At 74.7% G+C, this 19052-nt stretch carries 16 protein-coding genes and 2 tRNA genes; 10 read left to right on the top strand and 8 right to left on the bottom strand.

The annotated features are described in order from the left end of the window. Positions 1-5: 5 nt before the first annotated feature. Both C0216_RS29980 and C0216_RS29975 read right to left on the bottom strand, forming a co-directional pair. Positions 6-3467 carry a PAS domain-containing protein gene (locus C0216_RS29980; protein WP_114058245.1) on the bottom strand — a complete coding sequence of 1154 codons (3462 nt, stop codon included), beginning with the start codon at positions 3465-3467 and terminating at the stop codon, positions 6-8. 119 nt (positions 3468-3586) lie between these two features. Next, entirely contained in the window at positions 3587-4012 is a 426-nt protein-coding gene (locus C0216_RS29975) for an SSI family serine proteinase inhibitor (protein WP_114058244.1), read from the bottom strand. Positions 4013-4213: 201 nt separating this feature from the next. Here C0216_RS29975 and C0216_RS29970 point away from each other — a divergent pair. From C0216_RS29970 to C0216_RS29925, 10 genes are all read left to right on the top strand, one after another. Next, positions 4214-4304, top strand: a tRNA-Ser gene (locus C0216_RS29970). A 287-nt stretch (positions 4305-4591) separates the two neighbouring features. Next, positions 4592-4664, top strand: a tRNA-Arg gene (locus C0216_RS29965). A gap of 105 nt (positions 4665-4769) precedes the next feature. Further along, complete coding sequence (locus C0216_RS29960; protein WP_246042746.1) at positions 4770-4916, top strand: hypothetical protein; 147 nt, start codon at positions 4770-4772, stop codon at positions 4914-4916. Next, positions 4913-5788, top strand: a complete 876-nt coding sequence (locus tag C0216_RS29955; protein ID WP_114058243.1) for a DUF2797 domain-containing protein — start codon at positions 4913-4915, stop codon at positions 5786-5788. Before C0216_RS29960 ends, C0216_RS29955 begins: the two co-directional genes overlap by 4 nt. Before the next feature lie 96 nt (positions 5789-5884). Beyond that, on the top strand, positions 5885-6223 hold the full coding sequence (locus C0216_RS29950; RefSeq protein ID WP_246042745.1) for an antibiotic biosynthesis monooxygenase family protein: 339 nt from the start codon (positions 5885-5887) through the stop codon (positions 6221-6223). Continuing rightward, entirely contained in the window at positions 6207-7127 is a 921-nt protein-coding gene (locus C0216_RS29945) for an amidohydrolase family protein (RefSeq protein ID WP_114058242.1), read from the top strand. The genes C0216_RS29950 and C0216_RS29945 overlap by 17 nt, the downstream gene beginning before the upstream one ends. A gap of 100 nt (positions 7128-7227) precedes the next feature. Next, on the top strand, positions 7228-7998 hold the full coding sequence (locus C0216_RS29940; RefSeq protein ID WP_114058241.1) for a response regulator transcription factor: 771 nt from the start codon (positions 7228-7230) through the stop codon (positions 7996-7998). Between the two features lie 44 nt (positions 7999-8042). Beyond that, positions 8043-9650 carry a sensor histidine kinase gene (locus tag C0216_RS29935; protein WP_216827146.1) on the top strand — a complete coding sequence of 536 codons (1608 nt, stop codon included), beginning with the start codon at positions 8043-8045 and terminating at the stop codon, positions 9648-9650. A gap of 25 nt (positions 9651-9675) precedes the next feature. After that, entirely contained in the window at positions 9676-10944 is a 1269-nt protein-coding gene (locus tag C0216_RS29930) for a glycosyltransferase (protein ID WP_114058240.1), read from the top strand. Continuing rightward, the gene (locus C0216_RS29925) at positions 10941-13115 is read left to right on the top strand and encodes a glycosyltransferase family 39 protein (protein ID WP_114058239.1); all 2175 of its coding nucleotides are present in this window, start codon (positions 10941-10943) and stop codon (positions 13113-13115) included. The genes C0216_RS29930 and C0216_RS29925 overlap by 4 nt, the downstream gene beginning before the upstream one ends. A 72-nt stretch (positions 13116-13187) precedes the next feature. Here the strand turns inward: C0216_RS29925 and C0216_RS29920 are convergent, their stop codons facing one another. The 6 genes from C0216_RS29920 to C0216_RS29895 form a co-directional block, all read right to left on the bottom strand. Continuing rightward, on the bottom strand, positions 13188-14816 hold the full coding sequence (locus C0216_RS29920) for an MDR family MFS transporter (RefSeq protein ID WP_246042744.1): 1629 nt from the start codon (positions 14814-14816) through the stop codon (positions 13188-13190). A 14-nt stretch (positions 14817-14830) separates the two neighbouring features. Beyond that, the gene (locus C0216_RS29915; protein ID WP_114058238.1) at positions 14831-15286 is read right to left on the bottom strand and encodes a MarR family winged helix-turn-helix transcriptional regulator; all 456 of its coding nucleotides are present in this window, start codon (positions 15284-15286) and stop codon (positions 14831-14833) included. Positions 15287-15528: 242 nt separating this feature from the next. After that, complete coding sequence (locus C0216_RS29910; RefSeq protein ID WP_162793318.1) at positions 15529-16368, bottom strand: hypothetical protein; 840 nt, start codon at positions 16366-16368, stop codon at positions 15529-15531. Between the two features lie 109 nt (positions 16369-16477). Continuing rightward, a complete protein-coding gene (locus C0216_RS29905) occupies positions 16478-17326 on the bottom strand; it encodes an RNA polymerase sigma factor SigF (protein ID WP_114058236.1) in 849 nt (282 codons plus the stop codon). A 220-nt stretch (positions 17327-17546) separates the two neighbouring features. Further along, entirely contained in the window at positions 17547-18410 is an 864-nt protein-coding gene (locus C0216_RS29900; RefSeq protein ID WP_114059018.1) for an RNA polymerase sigma factor SigF, read from the bottom strand. A 238-nt stretch (positions 18411-18648) separates the two neighbouring features. After that, the gene (locus C0216_RS29895) at positions 18649-18810 is read right to left on the bottom strand and encodes a hypothetical protein (protein WP_162793085.1); all 162 of its coding nucleotides are present in this window, start codon (positions 18808-18810) and stop codon (positions 18649-18651) included. Positions 18811-19052 lie beyond the last annotated feature (242 nt).

Here is a 19052-nt window from a genome sequence, read left to right as displayed (position 1 = left end):
GATGGCTAGTTCGTGCCGATCTTGGCGAGCAGGTCCACGATGCGGCCCTGGACGTCCGCCGAGGTGGCCCGCTCGGCGAGGAAGAGCACGCTCTCCCCGGACGCCAGCCGCGGCAGCGCCTCCGGTTCGATGCCGGCAGCCGTGTAGACGACCATCGGGGTCCGGCTGAGCATGCCGTTCGCGCGCAGCCAGTCCACGATGCCGGCCCGCCGGCGCCGGACCTGCATGAGGTCCATGACCACCAGGTTGGGCCGGGTACGGGCGGCCGTCCCCGCGGCGTCCGTGTCGGCGCCCGCCCGTGCCACCTGCAGCCCGCGCCGTTCCAGCGCGGCCGTCAGTGCGGCGGCGATCTCGTCGCGCTCCTCGATCAGCAGGACCCGCGAGGGGTGCTGTTCGCTGTCCCGCGGCGCGAGTGCCTTCAGCAGCACGGCCGGGTCCGCCCCGTACGCTGCGTCGCGCGAGGCGTGGCCGAGTCCGGCCGTCACCAGGACGGGCACCTCGGCGGCCACCGCGGCGGAGCGCAGCGACTGGAGGGCGGTCCGGGTGATCGGCCCGGTCAGCGGGTCCACGAACAGAGCGGCCGGGAACGCCGCTATCTGCGCGTCGACTTCCTCACGGGAGTGGACGACGACGGGGCGGTAGCCGCGGTCGCTGAGCGCCTGCTGCGTCTGCGGGTCGGGCGCGGGCCAGACCAGCAGCCGGCGAGGGTTGTCCAGCGGCTCGGGCGGCAGCTCGTCGTCGACGGGCGGCGGCACGGGCCGGTTGACGACCTCGACGGCGCCGCCGGGACCGTCCAGCGGCTCGGGGCCCTCGGCGGCGCCCGCCTCGGGCGCCCCTATCGCGAAGGCGCGGCCCTGCGGGGCGGGCTCGGCGAGGCGGCGCCGGCGGCCGGAGCCGCCCGCAGCGTCGGGCGCCGTACCGGCAGCGGCGGCGGGGTCCACGGCGATGCCCTGGCCGATGGTGCCGAGGGCGCGCACGCTGATGGGCCGGCCCGGCTCGGCGGAGGCGTCCTGCGGCTGCCGCGCCCCGGGCACGGCGGGCCGGCCGGAGGCGTCGTCGCCGTCGGTCGCGGTCGGCGCACCGGGCACCGGCCACGTAGACGGGGCAGGGGGCTCGGCGAGGCGCCGCCGCCCGGTCGGCGGCACGGCCGCCTCCGCACCGGCGGCGGGCTGCTCGGCGGGGGCACCGGAGGGGGCCCCGGGCGTGCCGAGCGCACGGCGGGCACGCCGCCCGGCCGGAGTGTCGCCGTCGGCAGGCGCCGGTACGGGCCCGGGCACGCCGGCCGGGACGGAGCCGGGAACGGGCCCGGCGGCGGGCTTCGGAGCCTGCGCGGCATCGCCGTTCGCGCGGGCGGTCGCCGCCCCCTCGGGCGGCGGCGGGAATCCGGGGGCGCCGGACGGTGCCGGCGACGGCGTCGGGCCGGGCGGCAGCGCGAAGCCGCCTTCGGGTGCGACAGGGCGGGCGGGGGCGGCCGGTGCGCTGCCGGGCCCGCCCGGAAGGGCCGGCCCGAGGCCGGTCGCGGGGACGGGGCCGGTCGCGGGGACGGGGCCGGTCGCCGGGACGGGGCCGTCGGGACGTGCGACGGCCGCGGAGCCCAGGGCGCGGCGGCGGCCCGCCGGGTGCTCGGTCACCGGAACCGGCGGCACGGCAGGCACGGGTGGCAGCGCGGGCATGGCGCCGCCCTGCGGGGGCACGGGCCGGGCGCCGCCCTCGGGCCCGTTGTCGCCGTCGCGGCCGCGGCGGCGGCCGGTGCCCAGGCCGGCCGGGTTCACCGGGGACTGCGCGAGAGCGGCAGGGCCGGCCGGGGCGGCGTCCGCGGCCGGGGCCTCGCCGCCCCGGCGGCGTCCGGACGGCAGGGCGAGCGCCCCGCCCGCGGCGGGCTCGTCCCGGTCCTCCAGGAAGGCGTCCACCCCGCGGCGGCCGCGGCGCCCGGTCCCCCGCCCGGCCTGCGGCTCCGGCTCGGGCCCGGGTTCCGGATCGGGCTCCGGATCGGGCTCCGGCAGGGTCACCGTCCCGGCACCCGACCCGAGCGGCAGTTCCAGTACGTACGCGCCGCCCGGCGCCCCGGGGACCTCGACGGTCTGAAGCACGCCCCCGTGCGCGGTCACGATGCCCCGCACGATCGGCTCGTGGACGGGGCTGCCGCCCTCGTACGGTCCGCGCACCTCGATGCGGACGACCTCGCCCCGCTGCGCTGCGGCGACCACGATGGTGGCGTCGCCGTAGCCGCTGCCCTGGGGGGTCTTCCCGGTGGCGTCCACCCCGGCGACGTCCGCCACGAGGTGGGCGAGCGCGGTCGCGACGCGGTCCGCGTCCACCTCGGCCTCGATGGTCGGCGCGTGGACGGCGAACTGGACCCGGCCCGGGCCGATCAGCTCGACGGCCGCGTCGACGCCGGCCGCGACGACGCCGTTCATGAGGACGTTCTTCTTCTTCAGCTTCTCGCTGCCCGCGTCGAGGCGCTGGAAGCCGAGCACGTTGTCCACCAGAGCGGTCATCCGGGAGTACCCGGCGGCCAGGTGGTGCAGCAGCTGGTTCGCCTCGGGCCACAGCTGGCCCCCGTCGTCGGCGGCCAGCGTGGCCAGCTCGCCGCGCAGCTCCTCCAACGGCCCGCGCAGGGAGTCGCCGAGGACGGCGACGAGCTGGGCGTGGCGCGCGGCCAGGGCGTCGAAGGGCCGGCGGTCGGTGAAGGTCATGACCGCGCCGACGAGCATGTCGCCGTCGCGCACGGGGGAGGTGGTGAGGTCGACGGAGACCGGCTGCCCGGCCTTGTTCCACAGCACCTGCCCGCGGACGCGGTGCTTGCGGCCGCTGCGCAGCGTGTCGGCGAGCGGCGACTCCTCGAAGGGGAACGGGGAGCCGTCGGCGCGGGAGTGCTGGATCAGGGCGTGCAGCTCCCGGTTGCCGAGGTCGGTGGCCCGGTAGCCCAGGATCTGGGCGGCCGCCGGGTTGACCAGGACGACCCGCCCCTCCGTGTCGGTGCCGACGACGCCCTCGGCCGCGGCGCGCAGGATCATCTCGGTCTGCCGCTGCGACCGCGCGAGCTCGGCCTCGGTGTCCACGGTCTCGGACAGATCCCGGACGACGAGCATCAGCAGCTCGTCACCGGTGTACGCGGGCTGCGGCTCGCGGTAGGCGTCGCGGCCGTCGAGGTGGGCGTGGGTGACCTCGACGGGGAACTCGCTGCCGTCGGTGCGGCGGGCGACCATCCGCCTGGGCTTGGCGCGGCCGCCCTCTCCGTCACCGGGCCGGCGCATCGAGCCGGGGATCAGCTTGGAGTCGAAGTCGGGGAAGAGGTCGAGCACGCCGCGGCCCACCAGGCCGGTGCCGGGGCTCTCCATGACCTCGAGGGCGATCGAATTCGCGTTGACGACCGTGCCGTTGGCGTTGACCAGCAGCAGCGCGTCCGGAAGCGCGTCGAGTATTGCTGCGAGGCGAGCAGCGCCCCGGGATGGCCTGCTGCTCACGACGAGCTTCCTCCCTGACCAGGACTACCGGCATGTCACGGGAGGAGTCTAAGGGCACCGCCCCGCCGCGGGGTGGCCGATGTCGGGGCGGCCACCCCGGCATGCGGCATCGTCGCAGGTCAGGAGCGCCCCGCCGGAAGCACAGGTTCCAAGTTGTTCCAGCGGGCGATCTCGCATCCGTTCGTTCGCCGGAACGAGGCATTCACCTTCTGGCCGCGCCACGTTCCGGTGATGCGGGCGGTGGCCGGCCCGCCGTCCTGCAGGGTGCACATCCGCCGCTCGGGCTCGGCGGCGAACGGATCCGAGCCGTCCTGGGCGAGGCGGTCGAGGCGGGCGCACGCCCGGTCGCGCTCGGGGTGGTTCCCGCCCGTGGGGCGGCATTCGAGGACGTACTCCCCCTCCGCCCGCGGGTTGCCGGTGGCGGACACGGCGATGGTGAGGCGGTCGGGGCTGCTCAGCAGCCTGCTCAGGGGCAGCGGGGGCAGCGGGCCGGCGGCCGTCGTGGCCAGGAGGGAGGTGACGGCGAAGGCGGCGAGTCGCAGCATGGGGCACTCCAGGTCGTCCGTACGTCGTGCACCGGTACCAACGACGGGCCCGCGGAGCGCGTGACGGCCGCTGCGGCCGTGTGCCGGGAGTGATTAAGGCTTTGCCCTGTGACCGGCTGTCCTAGTACCGTGGGAGCGGATTGGTGACCGGCCCCGCGCCTGTGTCATCATCTGCACGCACCCTCCTTGCGGGGGTGTGCTGGAGGCGTCGCCTAGTCCGGTCTATGGCGCCGCACTGCTAATGCGGTTTGGGGCTTACCCCCCATCGAGGGTTCAAATCCCTCCGCCTCCGCAGCCACAGAAGCCCCGGTCCTCACGGACCGGGGCTTCGCTGCTTTCCGGACGCATCCGACGGCTGTTTCCGGACGCGGCCGCCTGCTGCACGGGCCGGCCCCCGGGAAGCGCCCGAAGCCGCGGACCGACCCGGCCCGCCCGGGCCGGCTCTCCGGCCGGATGATCGCCCTCCGGGGTGTTTCCGCAGGTCAGAGCCTGTTTGGTTAACGGATTTCGCGTCCCGGCAAGGTCCATGTATTGTTGTTCTCGCAAGGCCAACGGGGCGAAAAACCCCGAGAAGCCCAAGCACTCGTAGCTTAACGGATAGAGCATCTGACTACGGATCAGAAGGTTGCAGGTTCGAATCCTGCCGAGTGCACAGCCCAAGAGGCCCCCCGGTTCACCGGGGGGCCTCTTGCGTTGATCATGTAGCGTCGGCGCGCGCAGGGCGGTCGGGTGTGCGGGACCGTGGGAGGGACACCAGGTGGACGACATCGGCCGGGGCAGTGCCTCCGTCCTGGTTGTGGTGCGCACGGCCGTGACCGGGCGGCTCCGGGACGTCCTCTGCCGCCTGCGCGCCATCGGCGAGGTCGTGCCGGAGATCTTCTTCAAGCGGCCGGTCCCGCTGTGACGTGGCGGTGCACCGGGATCCGCTGGAGCGGAGGCCGGCCCGCCGTCGGCTGGGTCGCGGACGGCCGCGGTGAGCGCACGAGCCCCCTCCTGTACGGGGCCGCGCTCGCCTTCGCCGCCCGCGGAGAGCGGAGCTGCCTCGGCGTCCGGCGGGCCGGGAAGCGGACGCCGTGCCCGGCGGGCGCCGCCGTTCCTGCCGCGGCCGGTAACGCCCAGTGCCCCGAATGCGCCCGCCTGGACCGGTCGTTCTCGGTGGCCGCCGACACCCGCGCCGGCGATCCCCGCCCCTACCGGGTCTACCTCGCCTGGTTCGGGCCCGGGCTGGTCAAGGTCGGCATCACGGCCGAGGAGCGGGGTGCGGCCCGGCTCCTGGAGCAGGGGGCCGTGGCGTGGTCCTGGCTCGGCCGCGGCCCGCTGATGGCGGGCCGGCGCACCGAGGAGCTGCTGCGGGCCGCGCTGGGCGTGCCCGACCGGATCCCGTACGCCCGCAAGCGGGCCGTCCGCAGCCGGCTGCCCGCGGCCGCCGACCGGGCCGGTGCGGTTGCGGCGCTGCATGCGGAGGCGGCCGCTCTGGAGGGCTGGCCGCAGTCGCTGGAGCGCCTGCCGTGCGAAGTCGTCGACCACGGAACGGTGTTCGCACTGGACGGACTGCCCGATCCTGCCCGCGTGGTCACCGCGATGGCGTCCGGAGGGGCCGTCGCCGGCCGGCTCGCCGCCGCGGCCGGCCCCGACCTGCACTTCTCCGACGGGCTCGTCCTGGACACCCGCCTGCTCGCCGGCTGGGAACTCGTCGCCGCCGCGGGCCGCACCACCGACGTGCCGGTCGCTGCCGTGCCGTCCGGCGGCGGCGCCCGCCAGGACGGGCTCTTCTGACGGGAGCCGGGGCGGGAAGGTCAAATCTTGGATCCCTTCCGCCCGCAGGCCCCTTTTCCCATGGACACGGGCCGCACCGCCGCAGAGGGTGGGGGCATGACCGCCACCCCTGTACCCGCTTTCCAACCGCCTTACGTCATGGCCGTGTTCACCTCCATCCGCACGCCCGGCGACAGCGGCTACCCCGAGACCCTCGCCCGCATGGCGGAGCTCGTCCGGGAGGTCCCCGGCTTCCTCGGATACGAGTCCGCCCGCACGCCCGGCGGCCTCGGCATCACCGTCTCCTACTTCCGCGACCACGAGGCGCTCGCCCGGTGGCGCCGCGAGGAGGAGCACCGGGCCGCCATGGAGCAGGGCCGCCGCGACTGGTACGAGAGCTACACCCTGCACGTCGGGACCGTTGAGCGGAGCCACGGGTTTGACCGCGACGCCTGACGCGGTGCGCGCCTTCCGGGAGCGGCTCGGCCTGCCCGGACTGGTCGACGTGCACACGCACTTCATGCCCGAACGGGTCCTGGCCAAGGTGTGGGACTACTTCGACGCGGCGGGCCCGCTCACCGGCGTCGCATGGCCCATCACCTACCGGCACGAGGAGGCCCGCCGGGTCGAGCTGCTGCGGGAGTTCGGCGTCCGCGCGTTCACCTCCATGCTCTACCCGCACAAGCCGCAGATGGCCGCCTGGCTCAACTCCTGGTCGGCCTCCTTCGCCGCCCGCACCCCCGACTGCCTGCATACGGCCACGTTCTTTCCCGAGCAAGGCGCCGGGGACTACGTCCGGCAGGCCGTCGAGGCCGGGGCCCGTGTCTTCAAGGCACACCTCCAGGTGGGCGGCTACGACCCGAACGACGCGCTGCTCGAACCGGTGTGGGGCCTGCTCGCCGAGGCGGGCATCCCCGTCGTCGTGCACTGCGGGTCGGGGCCCGTGCCGGGCAAGCACACCGGGCCGGGCCCCGTCGCCGCCCTGCTGGCCCGCCACCCCCGGCTGGCGCTGATCGTCGCGCACATGGGCATGCCCGAGTACGGCGACTTCCTGGACCTCGCCGAGCGGTACCCGGGCGTGTACCTGGACACCACCATGGCCTTCACCGACTTCTCGGAGCGGTTCGGCGTCTTCCCCCCGAGCGGCCTCGGGCGCCTCGCCGACCTGGGCGACCGGATCCTGCTCGGCACGGACTTCCCGAACATCCCCTATCCGTACGAGCACCAGCTCGACTCCCTGGAGCGGCTCGGCCTCGGCGACGGCTGGCTGCGCGCCGTCTGCCACGACAACGGGGCCCGCCTCTTCGCCCTGGACCACTCGGGCCCGCCGGGCCGGCCGGACCGCCCCGGCGCGGGCTGACGCCGCGGAGGCAACGGCCGCAGGAGCCTCGAGGGAGTTTCTCAGGGAATTCACAGACAGGGGCAAGAACGCTCTCAGAGGCGGCCGGGACGGTGGTCGCATGACTGCGACGACCACCTCCCCCGCGTCCGCGTCCACCGGTCACTCCGCCGCCCTGGTGCGGCCCGACGGAGGGCCCTGCCGGGTCCTCGTCGTCGACGACGAGGCGCCCCTGTCCGAACTGCTCTCCATGGCGATGCGCTACGAGGGCTGCGAGGTCCGCAGCGCCGGCGACGGGGCGGGTGCAGTGCGTGCCGCCCGGGAGTTCCGGCCGGACGTCGTCGTCCTCGACGTCATGCTCCCCGACATGGACGGGCTGACCGTGCTGGGGCACCTGAGGCGCGAGATCCCGCAGGTCCCGGTGCTGTTCCTGACCGCCAAGGACTCGGTCGAGGACCGCATCGCGGGTCTGACCGCCGGCGGCGACGACTACGTCACCAAGCCGTTCAGCCTGGAGGAGGTCGTCGCCCGGCTGCGCGGCCTGGTCCGCCGCTCGGGGGCCGCGCAGGCCGCCCGCGGCGGCTCCGTGCTGTGCGTGGGCGACCTGCTGCTGGACGAGGACAGCCACGAGGTGTCGCGGGCCGGCCGGGAGATCCACCTCACCGCCACCGAGTTCGAGCTGCTGCGCTACCTGATGCGCAACCCGCGGCGGGTGCTGAGCAAGGCGCAGATCCTGGACCGGGTGTGGTCGTACGATTTCGGCGGCCAGGCCAACGTCGTCGAGCTGTACGTCTCCTACCTGCGCCGGAAGCTGGAGAGCGGACCCGGCCTGCCCCCGATGATCCACACCCGGCGCGGTGCCGGCTACCTGATCAAGCCGGCCGATCTGTGACGGGGCGGGCCCGCCCGGGGCCGGGCCGCGGTCCGGTCCGCCGCCTGCTGCGGCGCGGGCGCACCTGGTCGCTGCGGGCCCGGCTCGTCGTCTCCGCGGTGTCGCTGATCGCCGTCGTCGGCGCCGCCATCGGCACCGTCACCACTCTTGCCCTGCGCTCCTACCTCGTCGCCAAGGTGGACCAGCAGCTGAGGGGCAGCGTCGACATGGCCGGCCCCAAGGGGCCCGGCGCGGGAAAGCCCGGCCGTGACGCCCTCTGGTTCGTGGTCGCGCCCGGAACCCCGCTGGGTGCCGTCGGCATCCGCACCGACGCCGACGGCACCGTCCGCGGTGCCCACCTCTCCGCATCCGGCGGGCCCGCCGCCGACCACCGGCGCGCCCTCACCCAGGCCCAGACCGACGCCCTCGCCCGCGTCGCCCTCAAGGCGGCCGCGGCCGGGCGGACCGCCCCCGCCGACCTGGACCTGCCGGGGCTCGGCGGCTACCGCGTCCTCGCCGCCCCCGACGGCAGCATCGCCCTCGGCTACCCGCTCGCCGAGGTCGACTCCACCGTGAGGACCCTGGTCGCGGTCGAGGTGTGCGTCACCCTGGCCGGTCTGATCGCGGCCTCCCTCGCCGGCCAGGCCATGGTCGGCGTCGCCCTGCGCCCGCTGCGGCGGGTGGCCGCCACCGCGACCCGCGTCTCGGAACTGCCCCTGCACAGCGGCGAGCCCGCCCTGCACGAGCGGGTGCCCGACGCGGAGGCCGATCCCCGCACCGAGGTCGGCCAGGTCGGCGCCGCGCTCAACCGGATGCTGGGCCACGTCTCCTCCGCCCTCACCGCCCGCCAGCAGAGCGAGATGCGGGTCCGGCAGTTCGTCGCCGACGCCAGCCATGAGCTGCGCACTCCGCTCGCCTCCATCCGCGGCTACGCGGAGCTCACCCGGCGGGGCAGGGAGGAGCCCGGACCGGACACCCGGCACGCCCTGGACCGCATCGAGTGCGAGGCCACCCGGATGACCGGGCTCGTCGAGGACCTCCTCCTGCTGGCCCGGCTCGACGCGGGCCGCCCGCTCTCCCTCGCCGACACCGACCTGGCCCCCCTCGTCATCGACGCGGTCGGCGACGCCCGCGCGGCCGGGCCCGGGCACCACTGGCGCCTCGACCTTCCCGACGAGCCGGCCCCCGTCCGGGCCGACCCCGCCCGGTTCCAGCAGGTCCTGGTCAACCTGCTGGCCAATGCCCGCACCCACACTCCGCCCGGAACCACCGTCACCGCCCGTGTTTCACGTGAAACACCGGCGGTTTCACGTGAAACATCCGCCAAAGCCGGCCGCCCGGAGCCTGCTGTCCGCCTCCGGATCGAGGACGACGGCCCCGGTATCCCCGCCGAGCTGCTGCCCCGCGTCTTCGAGCGGTTCGCGCGCGGCGACGCCTCACGCTCGCGGACCGCGGGCTCCACCGGCCTCGGGCTCGCCATCGTCGCGGCCGTCGTCGCCGCACACGGCGGCCGCGTCACCGTCGAGAGCCGCCCGGGCCGGACCTGCTTCGAAGTCGTCCTGCCCCTTGCCCCCGAGCCCCACCCCCGGACGCCGACGACTGCGCCCGCCGAGGTCCCGGCCGCCCCGGCACCGTACTCACAGACGGGCCACAGGCTCACCACACAGCGGTGACAGCCCGCCCGGCCAGGCTTCGGGCATGCCAACCGACACTCCCGCCGGCACCCTCCCGGCACGGACGCACCTCGCGCCCGTGCCGGGAGGGCCCGTCCTCGACGTGGTGGTCCCGGTCTTCAACGAGGAGACGGACCTGGGCCCGTGCGTGCGCAGGCTCCACGACCACCTCGGCCGCACGTTCCCGTATGCCTTCCGCATCACGATCGCCGACAACGCCAGCACCGACGCCACCCCCCGGATAGCGGCCGACCTCGCCGCCCGCCTCGACGGCGTACGCAGCGTCCGGCTGGAGGAGAAGGGCCGGGGCCGCGCCCTGCGCACCGTATGGGCACGCTCCGACGCACCCGTGCTGGCCTACATGGACGTCGACCTCTCGACCGACCTCAACGCGCTGCTGCCGCTGGTCGCCCCGCTCGTCTCAGGCCACTCCGACCTGGCCATCGGCACCCGGCTGGCCCGCTCCTCCCGCGTGGTCCGCGGAGCGAAGCGGGAGCTCGTCTCCCGCGCGTACAACCTGCTGCTGCGCTCCTCCCTGGCGGCCCGCTTCAGCGACGCCCAGTGCGGGTTCAAGGCCGTCCGGCGCGACGTCGCCGAACGGCTGCTGCCGCTGGTGGAGGACTCCGGCTGGTTCTTCGACACCGAGCTGCTGGTGCTCGCCGAACGGGCCGGGCTGCGGATCCACGAGGTCCCGGTCGACTGGGTGGACGACCCCCGCTCCAGCGTCCACATCGCCCGGACCGCCGTCGAGGACCTGAAGGGCGTGTGGCGGGTTGGCCGGGCGCTCGCCACCGGCGCCCTGCCGCTGGACCGGCTGGCCCGCCCCTTCGGCGACGACCCGCGCGACCGCAGCGCCCTCCCCGGCGTACCGGGCGGGCTGGCCCGGCAGCTGCTCGGCTTCTGCACCGTCGGCGCCCTGTCCACCCTCTGCTACCTCGCCCTCTACACCCTCCTCCGGTCCGGCGCCGGGCCGCAGACCGCGAACGCGGCCGCGCTGCTGCTGTCCGCGGTCGCCAACACCGCCGCCAACCGGCGGCTCACCTTCGGGGTGCGCGGCCGCGAGCGGGCCGTGCGCCAGCAGGCGCAGGGCCTCGTCGTGTTCGCCGTCGGGCTGGCCCTGACCAGCGGCTCACTCGCCGCGCTCGGCGCCGCCGCCCCCCGCCCCGGGCACGGCACCGAACTGGCCGTGCTGGTCACGGCGAACCTCGCCGCGACCGTTCTGCGGTTCCTGCTCTTCCGCGCCTGGGTCTTCCCCGACCGGCGCACCCCTGCTGCAAAGGACCACCTGCGATGACCTCGGCCGTACCGCCCCTGCACGCCCCGCCCGCCGACCGGGCCGCCGCCCCTGGCAGCACCGCCGGGCGGCGGACCGCCGCCCCGGCCGTCCCCCGCCCCCGATGGGAACTCCCCGCCCTGGGAGCCCTGCTCGCGGCGACCGCCGCGCTGCTGCTGTGGAACCTCGGGGCCTCCGGCTACGCCAACTCCTTCTACTCGGCGGCCGCCCAGGCCGGAAGCGAGAGCTGGAAGGCCTTCTTCTTCGGCTCCTCGGACGCCGGCAACTCCATCACCGTGGACAAGCCGCCGGCAGCACTGTGGCCGATGGCCCTGTCCGTCCGGCTGTTCGGGCTGGGCAGCTGGCAGCTCCTCGTGCCGCAGGCCCTGATGGGCGTCGCCACAACCGCCGTGCTGTACGCGGCGGTCCGCCGCCACTTCGGCCCGGCGGCCGCCCTGCTCAGCGGCACCGTCTTCGCCCTCACCCCGGTCGCCGCGCTGATGTTCCGCTTCAACAACCCCGACGCGCTGCTCACGCTGCTGCTGACCGCCACCGTCTACTGCGTGCTGCGCGCCCTCGACGGCGCCCGTACCGGCTGGCTGGTCGCCGCCGGGGCGGTGGCGGGCCTCGCCTTCCTGACGAAGACCCTCCAGGCGTTCGTGATCCTGCCGCCGCTGGCCCTCCTGTACGCCCTCTGCGCCCCGGCCCGGCTGCGCCGCAGGCTCGGCCAGCTGCTGGCGGCGGGGGCGGCCATGGCGGTGGCGGGCGGCTGGTGGGTGGCGGTCGTCGAGCTGTGGCCCGCCTCCTCGCGCCCGTACATCGGCGGCTCGCAGACCAACTCCTTCCTGGAGCTGACCCTCGGCTACAACGGCCTCGGCCGGATCAACGGCAACGAGACCGGCAGCGTCGGCGGCGGCCGCCCCGGCGGCGGTGGCGGCTGGGGGGAGACCGGCATCGAGCGGCTGTTCTCTGCCGGTGTCGGCGGGCAGGCGTCCTGGCTGCTGCCCGCTGCCCTGGCCATGCTCGCCGCCGGGCTGGTGATCACGTGGAAGGCGGCCCGCCCGGCGGCCTCCATGGAGTCCGCGGCGCGCGCCGCTTTCCTGGCCTGGGGCGGTCCGCTGCTGCTCACCGCGGCCGTCTTCAGCTCGATGCGCGGCATTTTCCACGAGTACTACACAGTGGCCCTGGCGCCGTTCACGGCCGCGCTGGTCGGTATGGGTGTGGCGCTGCTGTGGGAGGAGCGGGGCAGTACGGCGGCCGCGGCCGCCCTGTCCGGCACGCTCGCCCTGACCGCCTGGTGGTCATGGGTGCTGCTCGGGCGTTCCCCGGACTTCCTGCCGTGGCTGCGCTGGGCCGTGCTTGCCGCCGGCTTGGCGGCAGCCGCGGGGCTGTTCGCGGGTGCGCGGAAGGGCCGCAGGTTCACGCGGGCCGCGGCGGCGCTGGGGCTGGCCGCGGCACTGGCCGGGCCGTTCGCGTACTGCCTGGCCACGGTGGCGTCCCCGCACACCGGCTCGATCCCGAAGGCCGGCCCGGCGGTGGCCGGCGCGGGCCCCGGCGGGCGGAGGGCCTTCGAGGGCGCCGACCTCCCGCAGGGCGCCGGCCCGCAGGGCGCCCCGGTGCAAGGTATGCCGGGCGGGATGCCGGGCCGGGACGGGCGGACGGCAGACGGCCGGATGCTCCCCGGCGGCCCGGGCGGCGCGACCGCAGGCCCCGGAGGCCCGGCGGGCGGCGCCGGCGGGCCGCGGGGTGGCGGACCCGGCGGCCCGGGGGGCGCGGGCGGCCTGCTGAACGGGACGAAGCCGAGCGGGGAGGCCGTGGCGGCCCTGCGCGCGGGCGCGGGCGCGTACACGTGGGCAGCCGCCGTCGTGGGCGCCCAGAACGCGGCGGGCTACCAACTGGCCTCCGGGGAAGCGGTGATGCCGGTCGGCGGCTTCAACGGCAGCGATCCCTCGCCCACCTTGGAGCAGTTCCGGGAGTACGTGCGGTCCGGCAGGATCCACTACTTCATCGGGAGCAGCGCAGGCCCCGCCGCCGGCGAGGGGGCCGGGATGCGGCGCGGCGGCGGGCCCGGCGGCGCCACCAGCAGTGCGATCACGGAGTGGGTGGAGGCCAACTTCACCGCCACGACGGTGGGCGGAGCGGTCTTCTACGACCTGACCGCCCCCGCGACCGCCGCCTCCGGCGCGTCCTGATCCCGCCGCCCGGCAGCCGCATGCACAGCCGCAGCCGCAGCCGCAGCCGCAGTTGCCGCCTCTGCCGCGCCCCTACTCCTGCACGGAGGGCGCCGAACCGTGCTCCGCCGGGCCGGACTTCAGCGCCACCTCCTTGATGAACACCGCCAGGAGCAGCGCGAGGAGGGCCGAAGGGGCGGCGTAGAGGAACACGTCGCCCACGCCGTGCCCGTACGCGGACTCGATGACCGCGCGCAGCGGCGCGGGCAGGGCGTCGAGGTCGGGGATGCCGCCGCCGGCGGTGCCGCCGTGGCCCATCGCGGCCGCCTTCGGGCCGAGGGCGGCCAGCCCCTCCTCGACGTAGCGGCTGACCCGGTGGGCCATGAGCGCGCCGAGCGCCGAGACGCCGACGGCGCCGCCGAGGGAGCGGAAGAAGGTGACGACGGAGCTGGCCGCGCCGAGGTCGCCGGGTGCCACCTGGTTCTGGGTGGCGAGGACGAGGTTCTGCATCATCATGCCGAGGCCGAGCCCGGTGAGCGCCATGTAGACGGCGATGTGCCAGTACGGGGTGTCGTGGCGCAGGGTGCCGAGGAGCCCGAGGCCGGCGGTCAGGAGCACGCCGCCGGAGACGATCCACCCCTTCCACCGGCCCGTTTTGGTGATCACCTGGCCGGAGACGGTGGAGGAGACGAACAGCCCGCCGATCATCGGGATGGTCAGGATGCCGGACATCGTGGGGGATTCACCGCGGGCCAGCTGGAAGAACTGGCTGAAGAAGACGGTGCCGGAGAACATCGCCGTGCCCACGAAGAGGGAGGCGGCCGAGGCGAGGGCGATGGTCTTGTTCCGGAAGAGCCGCAGCGGGATGACCGGGTCGGCGGCGCGGCTTTCGGCGAGAACGAAGAGCAGGGCGAGGACGACGGCGCCGCCGGTCATGGCCAGGGTGGTCCAGGAGATCCAGCCGTAGGAGTCGCCGGCCTGCGTGACCCAGATGAGCAGCAGCGAGACGGCCCCGCTGACGAGGACCGCCCCGAGCCAGTCGACCTTGGCGTCGGCGCGGCGGACGACGGGCAGCCGGAGTGTCTTCTGCAGGACGACGAGTGCGATGACGGCGAAGGGGACGCCGACGTAGAAGCACCAGCGCCAGCCCAGCCAGTCGGTGTCGGTGATGACGCCGCCGAGCAGCGGGCCGCCGACGGTGGCGACGGCGAAGACGGCGCCGAGGTAGCCGCTGTACCGGCCGCGCTCGCGCGGGGAGATCATGGCGGCCATCACGATCTGCGCGAGGGCGGACAGGCCGCCGACGCCGATGCCCTGGACGACGCGGCAGGCGATGAGCATGCCGGTGCTCTGGGACAGCCCGGCGACGACCGAGCCGAGCACGTAGACGACGAGGGCCAGCTGCACCAGCAGCTTCTTGCTGAACAGGTCGGCGAGCTTGCCCCACAGGGGGGTCGCGGCGGTCATCGACAGCAGGGCGGCGGTGACGACCCAGGTGTAGGAGGACTGGGTGCCGCCGAGCTCGCTGATGATCTGGGGGAGCGCGTTGGAGACGATCGTCGAGGACAGGATCGCCACGAACATGCCGAGCATCAGCCCGGAGAGCGCCTTCATGATCTGCGGGTGGGTCATCGGTACGCCCGAGGCGTCGGCGGGGGCCTGGCCGGACGGGGCCTGCGACGGGCCGCCTCCCTCCACCCGGGCGGGTGTCGTGGTGGTCATGGGGGTTCCTTCGTCTAGGGGCTCTGCCGGAGGCCTGTTCGGACGCTCGTCCGGAGTCGGGCCAGCAGCGAGCACAGGGCGTCCACGTCGTGGGCGGACCAGTCGGCCAGGGCTCCGGCCAGCGCGCCGGTGTACCGGGCGCCGATCTCGGCCAGGAGGGCGGCGCCCGCGGGCGTGAGCCGCAGGATGCGGCAGCGGCCGTCTCCGGGGTCGGCGTCCCGGGTGATCCAGCCGCGGTCGGCGACATGGGCGACGTGGCGGCTGGTCACCGAGATGTCGATGCCCATGAGGTCGGTGAGGCGGCTGAGCCGCATTTCTCCATGGCGGTCGAGGATCGTCAGGACGGCCGCGGAGCCCGGGGGGCAGTCCGGCGGGAGGAGGCGGCCGAGGTCCCGTTTGACCGCGCCGATGCTGCCGAGCTGCCGGGCCAGTTCCTCGTAGCGGTCCGCCGGGGCGGTCTGCGTCGGCACCTGGCCCTCCTCCTCCGCGTGTCGTTGCTCCAGGCAACCATAGAAGCGGTTGGTTGCTACAGGCAAATGAATTCGGACGGTCCGGCGGTAAAGGAATCCCCAAAGCCGCGACGGCCGGCGGGCCGGGGAAGCCTCACCGCACTGGCGGCACCCGCGGCACTCGCGCGCGGTTCGCCGCGGTCTTCTGGACCGTCCTGCGCTGACGGTACGCGGACACCGGCACCGGGCGCCGTCAGGGCGGCTCAGCTCCAGGCGGCAGTGACCCGCCGGGTCTCCACGTGCATGCCGAGGGGGACCCGCCAGGCGTCCAGGCAGACCGTGTACGTCTGCGTCCGCGCCGTCCCGCCGGCCAGCGGCGCGGGCAGGGGCCGACGGGTCCTGACCGTGGCCCAGTCGATGCCGAAGGCGCCGATGACGTGCGTCTCGAAGGTGAGCGTCCCCGAACGGACCGCCGTGCCGCCCGTGTTGGCGATGCGGACGGTCACCTGCTCGCACCAGCGGTCCGCCGCCGGCGCGCGGACGGGCTCGCCCACGGTGACGTACGCCGGTCCGGGCGCGGGCGCGGGCACGCTCGCGGGCGGGGATGCAGGAGGCGGCGAGGCGCTCGGGGCCGGAGGGGGCGTGCTGTCCGGGGGGCTCCCCGGCGCCGGCTCGGAGGATCCCGGGGCGGGCGGTGCCTGGCTGCCGCGCCCACCGGGTGGTGCGGCGCCCCCGCCGGGTACGCCGCCCCCGGACCTGCCGGCGCCCGGCCCGTCCGGACCGCCGGCGGGCGTGCCGGCCGAGGGCGCCGGTCCGCCCGCCGGGGGCGGGCCGCCGAGCTGCCGGAACTCCACCGGCCCCCGCGGGGCGACGTTGTCGCCGGCGCGCCGCTCAGGCCCGGGCGCCGCGGCTCCGGCGGCCGTGTACCCGCCGGCCGGGGCGGCGGCGCAGCCGGCCAGGCAGGCCGCGGCCGCGCACAGGGCGAGCAGCCCCGCGGCCCGCACGTCCGGCGCGCGCCCGGAGGCGCGGGCGCGGCGGCCGGCACGGCGGCGCGCGCGATGGCGGGCGAGGGCGGCTCCTGGCCTGGGGCATCCGTCGGGCACGCGCCGCAGTGTGGCTGATGCCCCGTCATATGTGAACCCCGCCGACGCACGCGTGTGCGGCCGCCGCGTCCGGAAGGAGTCCGGACCCGGCGGCCGCGCGCGCGAGGCGTCAGTCCCCGATCAGTCCGACGCGGAGCTGTGCGAGGGTGCGCGTCAGCAGCCGGGAGACGTGCATCTGGGAGATGCCCACCTCCTCGCCGATCTGCGACTGCGTCATGTTGGCGAAGAAGCGCAGCATGATGATCTGCCGCTCGCGGGGCGGGAGTTTGGCCAGCAGCGGCTTGAGGGACTCGCGGTACTCGACCCCTTCGAGCGCGGTGTCCTCGTACCCCAGCCGGTCGGCGAGCGAGCCGTCGCCGCCCTCGTCCTCCGGGGAGGGCGAGTCGAGCGAGGAGGCGGTGTAGGCGTTGCCGACGGCCAGCCCGTCGACGACGTCCTCCTCGGACACGCCCAGTACGGCGGCGAGTTCGGGCACGGTCGGGGAGCGGTCGAGCCGCTGCGCGAGTTCGTCGCTCGCCTTGGTGAGCGCCAGGCGCAGCTCCTGGAGGCGCCGCGGGACCCGCACGGACCAGGAGGTGTCCCTAAAGAATCGTTTGATCTCGCCCACGACGGTCGGCATCGCGAACGTCGGGAACTCGACGCCCCGTTCGCAGTCGAACCGGTCGATCGCCTTGATCAGGCCGATCGTGCCGACCTGGACGATGTCCTCCATCGGCTCGTTGCGGCTGCGGAAGCGGGCGGCCGCGTACCGCACGAGCGGGAGGTTCAGCTCGATGAGCGTGTCGCGCACGTAGGCCCGGTCGGGGCTGTCCGGGTCCAGGGCGGCGAGTCGCTGGAAGAGGGAGCGGGAGAGGGTGCGGGTGTCGATGGCTTCCGGGCGGTGGGACACCGCGGGTGCTGTCGGCGCATCGCTCTTGACGAGCGTGAGCACCTTGGAGCTGCCCTGGTCTTCGGACATGCCACCCCCTTGAGGTCGCGGACGGTCGCGGACGGCGCGCCCGTCGGAGGAACGCAGCCTCAACCTGAATACCGGAGCCGGGGCTGCGGCAAACGCGGTTCAAGCAGAATGTCACATGTCGGCAACGCGCTGTAGCGCCAAGTCGACATATATCTCCAGCGATAGAGCGGATTGCGCCGGTTCTGTCGGGAAACCTGCGGCGGATCTCCACCCGATCCGGTTACGCCTCGATCCTGTTTGCGGATCGGAGTCGAGCGAAGCTCCGGGCGAGCAGGCGGGAGACGTGCATCTGGGAGACTCCGAGCTCCGCGCTGATCTGGGACTGCGTCAGGTTGTTGTAGTAGCGCAGCAGCAGGATCCGCTGCTCGCGCTCGGGCAGCTGCACGAGCAGGTGCCGGACGAGGTCGCGGTGCTCGACGCCGGCGAGCTCGGGGTCCTCGTACCCGAGCCGGTCGAGCAGGCCCGGCAGGCCGTCGCCCTCCTGGGCGGCCTCCAGCGAGGTGGCGTGGTAGCTGCGTCCGGCCTCGATGCAGGAGAGCACCTCGTCCTCGCTGATCCGCAGCCGTTCCGCGATCTCGGGAGTCGTGGGGGTGCGGCCGTGGAGGGTGGTGAGGTCCTCGGTGGCGGCGTTGACCTGGACCCACAGCTCGTGGAGCCTGCGCGGCACGTGCACGGTGCGGACGTTGTCGCGGAAGTATCGTTTGATCTCGCCCACCACGGTCGGCATGGCGAAGGTCGGGAACTGCACCCCGCGGTCCGGGTCGAAGCGGTCGATGGCGTTGATCAGGCCGATGGTGCCGACCTGCACCACGTCCTCCATCGGCTCGTTGCGGCTGCGGAAGCGGGCGGCCGCGTACCGCACCAGCGGCAGGTTCGCCTCGATGAGGGCCCCGCGGATCCGCTCGTGCTCGCGACTGCCCGGCTGGAGGCCCTTCAGCTGCCCGAAGAGGACCTGGGTGAGCGCCCGGGTGTCCGCGCCCCGGCTCTGCGGCCTGGGGGGCGCCGGAGCCTCCTCCTGGCCGTGCTGCTGGTCCTGCTGGGGGTCCTGCTGGGGTGGCACCTGAGGCGCAGTACTGGCCGGCACGGTCACGCCACCCCTTCAGATCAACCAGATCAACCACATCAACTATCCGTCAAAAGCGGTCATAGCATCACAACACATGTGCACTGTATGCAAGCACCGTATATCGCCGTGTTGAGGGCAAGTTGGGCACAATGGGGCGTTATTGGCGAAGTTGCCACGAGGGCGGGGTACACAAAAACCCCCACCCGTAGGAGTGGGGGGCCGTTCGGCCCGACGGGGCTGCCTCGGCTTACGGGTTTCAGGTCACCAGTTCGGTCATGAACGCCCCGATGCCGTGGGCGGCGTCCGAGATGCCCTGGAAGCCGATCTTCACGATGTCGGCGGCCTTGACCGGCTGCGTGATGATCACGAAGAGCACGAAGACGACGAGCCCTCCCGTGATCATCTTCTTGGTCTCCATCAGCGGTGTCGGCCTCCCCAACCGGTCCTGCCAGGTCGGGTGAGTCTATCCGGTCGGCCCGGCGCGCCGGTCTGGGCTTCGGGACCAATGGCCCTGCCGCGCGGGCCTTTTGCCGCGCCGCGCTTCGGGCGCGGCCCCGCACGATGGAGGCGGGTCCGCCGGTTGCGGCAGGAGACCGGCGGGCCCGGCCCGGCGGGTCCGCCGCGGGCCCGGGACCGCACCTCCCCCGGAAGAGTCCCGGC

The sequence above is a fragment of the Streptomyces globosus genome, assembly GCF_003325375.1.
Lineage (GTDB): Bacteria > Actinomycetota > Actinomycetes > Streptomycetales > Streptomycetaceae > Streptomyces > Streptomyces globosus_A.
This window is presented reverse-complemented; position numbering and strand designations above follow the sequence as displayed.

Excerpts from the sequence above, each read along its gene's own strand:
- C0216_RS29975 (WP_114058244.1), bottom strand. The coding sequence starts at position 4,012 with ATGCTGCGACTCGCCGCCTTCGCCGTCACCTCCCTCCTGGCCACGACG.
- C0216_RS29950 (WP_246042745.1), top strand. The coding sequence starts at position 5,885 with ATGACCGCCACCCCTGTACCCGCTTTCCAACCGCCTTACGTCATGGCC.
- C0216_RS29940 (WP_114058241.1), top strand. The coding sequence starts at position 7,228 with ATGACTGCGACGACCACCTCCCCCGCGTCCGCGTCCACCGGTCACTCC.
- C0216_RS29930 (WP_114058240.1), top strand. The coding sequence starts at position 9,676 with ATGCCAACCGACACTCCCGCCGGCACCCTCCCGGCACGGACGCACCTC.
- C0216_RS29925 (WP_114058239.1), top strand. The coding sequence starts at position 10,941 with ATGACCTCGGCCGTACCGCCCCTGCACGCCCCGCCCGCCGACCGGGCC.
- C0216_RS29920 (WP_246042744.1), bottom strand. The coding sequence starts at position 14,816 with ATGACCACCACGACACCCGCCCGGGTGGAGGGAGGCGGCCCGTCGCAG.
- C0216_RS29905 (WP_114058236.1), bottom strand. The coding sequence starts at position 17,326 with ATGTCCGAAGACCAGGGCAGCTCCAAGGTGCTCACGCTCGTCAAGAGC.
- C0216_RS29895 (WP_162793085.1), bottom strand. The coding sequence starts at position 18,810 with ATGGAGACCAAGAAGATGATCACGGGAGGGCTCGTCGTCTTCGTGCTC.